Raw genomic sequence first — 2712 nt, forward strand, 5'->3', positions numbered from 1 at the left:
ATCGCCCCCGAAAAACACGGGGTGGGAAAACACCGAATGAATTATTTAAGGGAATACGAACATGTTTACTTCCAGATTAACGATGTTGCACTTATTATGTGAATCTACCTGGTTAAATAATTTTCAGTTTACCGCGAGTCATACACATAATAACACAGGGACGCCTTTAAACGCGGTATCAATCAGCGTGGCGGATTCATGTTTTGATGGACTAAAATACAATTATCTCGCCCGCAACATGCGGGCTTTTTTTACACCTTCATAGAGCTTGAATACAATTCTGATATTAAAGAATGGGCAATGAGTGTAATAAGAAACTGATAATTCAGTGCGTTATATTAGTTTAGTGGTTTAAACGTTGCCGTTACTTTTTCGGATATAGAAATAACTTATGTAATATCAGAATTGTTTGGTAAATCATTTCGGACGGTTCGTTTGATAGGCTGCTTATTTTCGTCAAAATACCGACTGGGCCATATTTCAGCAGGTATGATACCAATTTCCTGAGCAATTAACAATTCCCTTTTAGGCCAGGGGCGCGTTAAAGCATTTGCTAATGTTGAAGAGCTTAAGCCGTGCTCTCTGGATAATAATGCCAGCGTTTTATTCTTCTTACGTATCGCTGCGATAATATCGGCGGTATGCCATTCTTTTTTCATATTCCTGCTTACCTCTTTGGTGGTGGCGATTCAAACAGGGTTTGCAGACCGGCGTTCATTTCCGGCGAGGTGTTAACCTCCCCTGCCTGAACCGCCATAGAAGGGCGATAGCAAGCGCACTGGTAAAAACTTCTTACCAGCGTCCATGAACGCAAGGCTGCAAAACCTTGGTCACTGGATTTTGCCAATGACAATACTACTCTAACTGATTGTATTATCTGACTCAAGGATCAGATGGCTTGTACTATTACTATTATGACACGAAATAAACGAACTTATGATGAAAACGGCACTACACCGCACCCGCCTGCACGTTTTGGATCAAAAATTTTTTTCAGTTTTAAAATCCTACGAAGCGAACTACCAAACCGCGTTATAGCACTGGTATTGTGAGAGAAGCGGTAAATTGAAATGGTTGAAAAAATTTTCAGAAAATTTCAGTTTTTGGATCAATGATGGATCACGAGGAAATAACCAATGTATTGATATTAAAGGTGAATTCCTATCTTGCGTGAGAGGGATGATCGCGGAAAATAGCAGCGTTGAATTGTGGAACTCAAGTAGAGCGCGGCTTTAGCTATGATATGATAATGAAATCTGCCTCAAAAAAATTGTAGTTGACCTTCTGAAAACAATTTATTACCGTTTTATGCATGAGGACTCAAAACCTCAAGTAAGCGGTCAAAACCAACCCCGTTAGTGTTGGGTTTTTTATGCCTAATTTTTAATGGTAGCTATTCGGCTATTATCTCTCTGATTCAATGTCGGGAGGGCGACTAATACAACACCCGCAAGGGGAATAAGTCCGCGGTTTCTTACTGCCGTTTTGAGCCTCCCGACACCATACTCTTAAATGGTAAACTCAATTCTCAAAGAAAAGTAAGGAGTCAGCAATGGCTAGTCTATCCGTAACTCCATTCATTTTTGAAAACCAGCAAGTACGTACATTGATTAAAAATGGCAATCTTTGGTTTGTTGCACAAGATGTATGTGATGCCTTAAAAATCACAAACAGCCGCGAAGCTATCGCAAAACTTGATGATGATGAAAAGGATGTAGCTTTAAGTGACACCCTTGGTGGAAAGTAAAAAGTAAACATTATCAATGAATCAGGAATGTATTTTCTGACAATCCGCTGTCGTGATGCCGTAAAGAAAGGAACTTTACCTCACCGTTTTCGTAAATGGGTTACCAGTGAAGTTTTACCTTCGATTAGAAAGACCGGTAGCTATATAGGCAGGAAGAAGAGTATTTCACTAAATCAGTTCATTATTTGCCCTTGTTGTCAGAAACCCGCCAATGTTCTAAGTACAGAAAAATTGAATAGACACAGAATTGAGGTCTTAGCAATTTGCAATTCTATTCGGTGTCCAGAACAAGCTTTTAAAATTGAGATATATTTCTCACACTATCTTCAAGAGGAAGCAGGGATAAGAGTAGGAAAAGTGATGATGTTAAGAGGTTGATAAATGGCCTAATTCCTGTCCAGAAATTGAAGCTGGCTAGTGTGTTTTCATCTAGGCAATGGCTTTATGAAAAAATCTCTGTCGCCATTTTGTCGCCACTGATTACCAGAAACAAAAAAAACACTCGTTGTTGAGTGGTCTATCTATCTGTTTTCACAGCTAAAATCTGGTGGCCCCTACTGGACTTGAACCAGTGACCAAGCGATTATGAGTCGCCTGCTCTGACCAACTGAGCTAAGGGGCCGTTGAATGGGAAGGATTATACGTACAGTTTTGCTCGCGGTCTAGCTTTGTAAATTCGTATGATCATTTTATGTGCAAAATTGCGTTTTTAGTAAGTAGTGAAAACGGGGAGTGATATATATTAGTTGCTTTTATGGTCTATTTAACGTTTTTATCCGTTACTGGATTAATTTCTCAGAAGCGATTTTGCACCATTTGGTTATATATTATTCCGATAAAAATATATTTTATACATTAGGTAGATTCACATAATAAGTGCAACATCGTTAATCTGGAAGTAAACATGTTCGTATTCCCTTAAATAATTCATTCGGTGTTTTCCCACCCCGTGTTTTTCGGGGGCG

Annotated in this window: 3 protein-coding genes and 1 tRNA gene; 1 reads left to right on the forward strand and 3 read right to left on the reverse strand. The window is 39.2% G+C overall.

Annotated elements, in window-relative coordinates; genetic code table 11:
• Window positions 1–389 precede the first annotated feature (389 nt).
• Window positions 390–659, reverse strand: coding sequence for a helix-turn-helix domain-containing protein (locus ACGF5R_RS23690; RefSeq protein ID WP_387693057.1), 270 nt, complete (start codon window positions 657–659; stop codon window positions 390–392).
• Window positions 660–667: 8 nt separating this feature from the next.
• Complete coding sequence (locus ACGF5R_RS23695; RefSeq protein WP_387693059.1) at window positions 668–853, reverse strand: hypothetical protein; 186 nt, start codon at window positions 851–853, stop codon at window positions 668–670.
• Window positions 854–1552: 699 nt separating this feature from the next.
• On the opposite strand from ACGF5R_RS23695, the gene ACGF5R_RS23700 reads away from it, so the two are divergent.
• Window positions 1553–1747, forward strand: a complete 195-nt coding sequence (locus ACGF5R_RS23700) for a Bro-N domain-containing protein (RefSeq protein WP_387693061.1) — start codon at window positions 1553–1555, stop codon at window positions 1745–1747.
• A gap of 545 nt (window positions 1748–2292) precedes the next feature.
• On the opposite strand, the gene ACGF5R_RS23705 is transcribed toward ACGF5R_RS23700, so the two are convergent.
• Window positions 2293–2369, reverse strand: a tRNA-Ile gene (locus ACGF5R_RS23705).
• Window positions 2370–2712 lie beyond the last annotated feature (343 nt).

The sequence above is a fragment of the Photorhabdus sp. RM71S genome, from assembly GCF_042879355.1.
Lineage (GTDB): Bacteria > Pseudomonadota > Gammaproteobacteria > Enterobacterales > Enterobacteriaceae > Photorhabdus > Photorhabdus kayaii.